Consider the following 6,026-nt stretch of genomic DNA (forward strand, 5'->3'; position numbering starts at 1 on the left):
TCCTAACGGGCTAGCCCAGCGACTGGAGTTCCTGCTCGATGGCCGCCAGCTCCTCGGCGCTGCCCTGCACCTTGGGGCCGGTGAACCACTTGCGGGCCGACAGCACCCACCACAGGCCCGCGCCGCCGAGGACGACGAGGATCGCGATGGGCGAGTAGTTGAAGGTGTCCTTGGTGATCGGCTTCGCCGGCGGCAGGACGAACAGGATCGAGATGACGACGACCCAGACCACGGCGAGCGTGCCGATCGGCTTGCTCCACCTGCCGAGGCTCCACGGGCCGGGCTTGAAGTCCTTGCCCTGCCGCAGCCGCAGGAACGTCGGGATCACGTAGGCGATGTAGAGGCCGATCACCGCGACCGACGTCACCGCCAGGTACGCGGTCAGGTTCCAGATCGCGGGCAGGGCCAGCACGAACGCGCCCCCGGCGGCCAGCCAGATCGCGTTGGTGGGGGTCCGGCTGCGCTTGTTGATCCTGTGCCAGAAGGACGAGAACGGCAGCGCCCCGTCCCGCGAGAACGCGTAGATCATCCGGGAGTTCGCCGTCACCGAGGACATCCCGCAGAAGAACTGCGCGCCGAACGAGACCAGGATCAGCAGCTTGCCCATCGTGTCGCCGGTCGCCGCGATGAAGATCTCCGCGGGGCCGCCCTCGACCGCCTTGCCGTAGTCCTGGATGGCGAAGGTGACGCCGAGCAGCAGCACCCAGCCCGCGACGACCGAGATCAGCACCGAGTTCACGATGCCCTTCGGCCCGGACCGCGCCGCGTCGTGCGTCTCCTCGGTCATGTGCGCGGACGCGTCGTAGCCGGTCAGCGTGTACTGCGACAGCAGCAGGCCGATCAGCGCCGCGTACGCGCCGTACTGCCAGCCCGTCTCGTTGACGAACTTGCCGAACACGAACCCGGCGGACTGGTGGTGCGACGGCTTGACCGCCAGCACCCCCACCACGAACGCGACGCCGAGCACGTGCCACCAGACGCTCACGCTGCTCAGGACCGACACGAGCTTCACGCCGAACTGGTTCAGCAGCGCGTGCACGACCAGCAGGATCGCGAACAGCAGGAACGTGTGGCCGAGCGTCACGCCGTAGCCGAACTGCAGGTCCAGCAGCGGGTTCAGGAAGGCCGCCGACCCGTAGACGATCGCGGCGGTCACCGCGACCTGGCCGATGAAGTTGAACCAGCCGGTGAACCACGACCACGCCGGGCCGTTCGACGGGGCGAGCTTGGCCGCCCAGTAGTACAGGCCGCCGGCGGTCGGGTAGCTGGAGCACACCTCGGCCATCGCGAGCGCGACCAGCAGCGTCATCGCGCCGACGCCGAGCCAGCCCCACGTGATGACCACGGGGCCGCCGCCCTTGAGGCCGATGGTGTAGGAGGTCAGGCAGCCCGACAGCACCGAGATGATGGTGAACGAGACCGCGAAGTTGGAGAAGCCGGACATGGACCGGCTGAGTTCCTGGGCGTAGCCCAGTTCGTGCAGCCGTTTCTCGTCGTCGGACATGGGATCGGGGGATGCCTTGTGCTCGTCGATGCTCACGAGCACCTCCTCGCGTGCCACGGGGGGTTTCGACACAGCCGCAATGGGCTAATGACAGACCATTAATGTTTGCGGAGGGGTCCCGCGTCAACCCCCCGAACGACGACGAAACGCACATGTAACGTGGAGCCCGAAGCCCCCCGCGGACCGAAGGACGGTCATGCCCGCACCCGAGCCTGACCCCCGCGCGCCCGGCGCGGACGCCGCCGGCTCCGGCGTCGCCGACCTGGCGGCCGCGGCGGTGTTCCGGCCCGTCCGCACCGGCAACGCGTTCGAGGAGACCGTCGAGCGGCTCCTCCAGGCGATCAAGCTCGGCGTCGTCGACCGCGGCGAGCGGCTCCCGCCCGAACGCGAGCTGGCTCCCCTCCTCGGCGTCAGCCGCGTCACGCTCCGCGAGGCGATCCGGGCCGTCCAGCAGGAGGGCTACGTCGAGTCCCGCCGGGGCCGCTTCGGCGGGACGTTCGTCACCTACGAGCGGCCGAAGCCCCGGCAGTCCGACCTCAGGCGGGCCCTCGCCCAGATGGGCGGCGACCTCAACGACGCCCTCACCTTCCGGATGGCCGTCGAGACCGGCGCCGCGCAGATTCTCGCCACCACCGACCTGCCGCCCGCCAAGCGGGCCCAGCTGCGCGGGCGCCTCGCCGAGCTGAACGCCGCCGGCCCGGACGAGTACCGCCGCCTCGACACCCTCTTCCACCTCGCCATCGCCGAGATGACCGGGTCCGCGCTGCTGTCGGCCGCCTGCGCCGACGCCCGGATGCGCGTCACCGACCTGCTCAACGCCATCCCCGTCCTCGGCCGCAACATCGAGCACGCCGCCGTCCAGCACGCCGCCATCGTCGAGGCGATCCTCGCCGGCGACCCCGAGGCCGCCCGCCGCGCCGTCGCCGAGCACCTAGAGGGCACCGCCGCCCTCCTCCGCGGCTTCCTGGGGTAGGCGGCCGGTCGCCCGTTGCGCTGAACGCGATGCGGCGCGTTGACGTAGTCTGAGGTGATTGCTGGAGGCCACCCCTCGGTGCGCGGGGTGCACGACGGAGGGGCATGACGCATGGGTTGGCTGGCGGGAGTGCTGATCCTGTTCTTCGGCCTGCTGGCGTCCATCGCGCTGCACGAGCTCGGCCACTTCAGCTTCGCCAAGCTGTTCCACGTGCGGACGACCCAGTTCATGGTCGGGTTCGGGCCCACGATGTGGTCCAAGCGCAAGGGCGAGACCGAGTACGGCGTGAAGTGGATCCCGCTCGGCGGCTACATCCGCATGATCGGGATGCTGCCGCCGCGCAGGGGCGACGCCCCCGGCACCGTCCGGCGGATCAGCACCGGCCCCTGGCAGGGCCTCATCGAGTCCGCGCGCGGCGCGGCGCTCGAGGAGGTGCGGCCCGACGACGGCGACCGGGTGTTCTACGCCAAGCCGTGGTGGCAGAAGCTGATCATCATGTTCGCCGGGCCCGCGATGAACCTGGTGCTGGCGGTGGTCTTCTTCTCGATCCTGCTGATGGGCATCGGGCAGCAGACCGCGCAGCCCGTCATCCAGGAGGTCTCCGAGTGCGTCGTCCCGGCGAGCCAGTCGAACGTGACGAGCTGCCCCGCGAACGCGACCCCGACCCCCGCCCACCAGGCCGGGATGCGGCCCGGCGACCGGATCCTGTCCTTCCAGGGCCACAAGATCAAGGACTATGAGCAGCTCCGGAAGCTGATCCGCGACTCCGGCGGGCAGAACGTCCCGGTGACGATCCGGCGCGACGGCCGGGAGATGGCGCTGACCGTCCCGATCGCCCGCAACCAGATGTACGACCTCAAGGACGACACCAAGATCGTCAACGTGGGGTTCCTCGGCATCACGCCGACCCAGGCCATGGAGCGGCAGGGGCCCGGCGCCGTCGCCGAGGCCATGGGGTCGATGACCGAGCACACCGTCGGCGCGCTCGTCCGGATGCCGCAGAAGATGGTCGGCGTCTGGAACGCCGCGTTCGGCGGCGACAAGCGCGATCCGAACGGCCCGGTCGGCGTCGTCGGCGTCAGCCGCATCGGCGGCGACGTCGCCGCCTCCAAGACCCTCACGACCACCGAGAAGGTCTGGTACTTCGTCATGCTGCTCGGCTCGCTGAACCTGGCGGTCGGGCTGTTCAACCTCGTCCCGCTGCTCCCGCTGGACGGCGGCCACATGGCGGGCGCGCTGCTGGAGGCGTTGAAGAAGGCCTTCGCGCGGGTCTTCCGCAAGCCCGACCCCGGCTACGTCGACGTCGCCAAGGCCCTGCCCGTCACCTACGTGATGGCGGCCGTCCTGATCGTCATGGGCGGCCTGCTCATCTACGCCGACGTCTTCAACCCGATCAGATTCAAGGGCTGACCGGGTTCCGCGGCCGATCCGCCGCGGGGGCCGGTCAGACGGCGACCGGCATCTCGCCGGTCTTCAGGAACGCGTCCAGCGCCGCCTCGTAGGGGGCGATGTCCAGGCCCTGCGCGGCGAGCCACACGTCCGACCCGTACGTGCCCGCGTAGCGCTCGCCGCCGTCGCAGATCAGCGTCACCACGCTGCCGCGCTCGCCGCGCGCCCGCATCCCCGCGATCAGCTCCGCCGCGCCCCACATGTTGGTGCCCGTCGACCCGCCCACGTCCCGGCCGCTGACCCGGCTCGTCCAGCGCATCGCCGCGACGGACGCCGCGTCCGGCACCTGGATCATCCGGTCGATCACCGTCGGCAGGAACGACGGCTCGACCCGCGGCCGGCCGATGCCCTCGATCCGCGAGCCCGCCGCGGTCCGCTCCGGGTCGCCGTCGGCGAACGAGCCGAAGAACGCCGAGCCCTCCGGGTCCACCACCGCGAGCCGCGTCTGGAACCGCCGGTACCGGACGTACCGGCCGATCGTCGCGGACGTCCCGCCCGTCCCGGCGCCGACCACCACCCAGGACGGCTCGGGGAACCGCTCCAGCCGCATCTGCTCGAAGATCGACTCGGCGATGTTGTTGTTGCCGCGCCAGTCCGTCGCCCGCTCGGCGTAGGTGAACTGGTCCATGAAGTGCCCGCCGCACTCGGCGGCGAGCCGCCGCGACTCGTCGTAGATCGCGGACGGGTCGCCGACGAGATGGCAGCGGCCCCCGTAGAACTCGATGAGGCCGATCTTCTCGGGGCTCGTCGTCGCCGGCATCACCGCCACGAACGGCAGCCCGAGCAGCCGCGCGAAGTACGCCTCGGACACCGCCGTCGACCCGCTGGAGGCCTCGATGATCACCGTCCCCTCGCGGATCCAGCCGTTCGCCAGCCCGTACAGGAACAGCGACCGCGCCAGCCGGTGCTTCAGCGAGCCCGTCGGGTGCACCGACTCGTCCTTGAGGTACAGGTCGATGCCCCACTCCGGGGGCAGCGGGAACACGTGCAGATGCGTGTCGGCGCTGCGGTTGGCGTCGGCCTCGACCTTGCGGATCGCCTCCGCGATCCAGGCCCGGCCCCCGGGGTCGCAGCGGTCGGCGGTACGGCTCACGTGATGTTCCCCTCGATCCTCGTCGATCACCCGGGTCCCACGATATCCGCGCATGTCACCGGGCATTATGGTGCCCAGCAGGGGGGCACATGATCGACCTTTTCCGGCACCGGATCGTGGAGACCGGGCGGCTGCCGCTGTTCGGCTTCTTCACCGCGTTCATCCTCACGTTCGTTCTGACGCGGGTGATCGTCCGGCTGATCCGCGCCAACGTGAGCGGCTGGTTCGGCAACGTCCGGGCCGGCGACACCCACGTCCACCACGTCGTGTTCGGCGTGGTGCTGATGCTGGTCGGCGGCGTCGCGAGCCTCGCCACCCCGGACGCCTACGTCGCGCTCGACTGCGCCGCGGCCGTCGTGTTCGGGGCGGGCTCCGCGCTGGTGCTGGACGAGTTCGCGCTGCTGCTGCACCTCAGCGACGTCTACTGGACGGAGAAGGGCCGCGCGTCCGTCGACGCCGTCTTCGTCGCGATCGCCGTCACCGGGCTGCTGCTGCTCGGCATCCGCCCGTTCGGGTTCGCCGACGCCGTCCCCGACCCGGCGGGCAGCGCCCTCGCGCGGGCGTACTTCGCCTCCACCGTCGCCAACCTCGTCCTCGCGGTGATCACCCTGCTGAAGGGCAAGATCTGGACGGGCCTGATCGGGCTGTTCCTGCCCGTCCTGCTGGTGGTGGGCGCGATCCGGGTGGCGCGCCCGGGGTCGCCGTGGTCGCGCTGGCGGTACGCCCCGGACTCGCGCAAGTACCAGCGGGCCGTGCACCGGGAGGTCCGGTTCCGGCGGCCGCTGATCCGGGCGAAGATCTGGGTGCAGGAGTTCATCGCCGGCCGCCACGACCTCATCCCGCCGGAGCTGCTGCAGCGCAGCGCCGACGCCGCCGAGCGCGCCCGCCGCCGCCGGGTGGCCCGCGCCGCCCGCGGTAGGCCCTCGGCACCCGGGCCCCGATGCGGGTGACGATCTCATACGAGATGGTGCCGAGCGCCTCCGCCCACTCCTGCGCGGTCGGCTCGC

The 6,026-nt window shown here is 71.0% G+C and carries 5 protein-coding genes; 2 read left to right on the forward strand and 3 right to left on the reverse strand.

All coding sequences use genetic code 11. The features are described from left to right. Positions 1–10: 10 nt before the first annotated feature. Positions 11–1,540, reverse strand: a complete 1,530-nt coding sequence (locus tag amrb99_RS45340) for an amino acid permease (RefSeq protein WP_347257139.1) — start codon at positions 1,538–1,540, stop codon at positions 11–13. Positions 1,541–1,700: 160 nt separating this feature from the next. Between amrb99_RS45340 and amrb99_RS45345 the strand changes: the two genes are divergently transcribed. Beyond that, positions 1,701–2,477, forward strand: coding sequence for an FCD domain-containing protein (locus tag amrb99_RS45345; protein ID WP_190868288.1), 777 nt, complete (start codon positions 1,701–1,703; stop codon positions 2,475–2,477). A gap of 111 nt (positions 2,478–2,588) precedes the next feature. Beyond that, positions 2,589–3,887, forward strand: a complete 1,299-nt coding sequence (locus tag amrb99_RS45350) for a site-2 protease family protein (protein ID WP_190868289.1) — start codon at positions 2,589–2,591, stop codon at positions 3,885–3,887. A gap of 34 nt (positions 3,888–3,921) precedes the next feature. On the opposite strand, the gene amrb99_RS45355 is transcribed toward amrb99_RS45350, so the two are convergent. Then, positions 3,922–5,019: a PLP-dependent cysteine synthase family protein gene (locus tag amrb99_RS45355; protein WP_347257140.1), complete on the reverse strand. Its 1,098-nt coding sequence runs from the start codon at positions 5,017–5,019 to the stop codon at positions 3,922–3,924. Positions 5,020–5,853: 834 nt separating this feature from the next. Next, positions 5,854–6,026, reverse strand: a 173-nt coding sequence (locus tag amrb99_RS52870; RefSeq protein WP_206700366.1) for an alanine racemase C-terminal domain-containing protein, incomplete at its 5' end; no start/stop codon positions are given.

It is taken from the genome of Actinomadura sp. RB99 (assembly GCF_014706005.1).
Classification (GTDB): domain Bacteria; phylum Actinomycetota; class Actinomycetes; order Streptosporangiales; family Streptosporangiaceae; genus Spirillospora.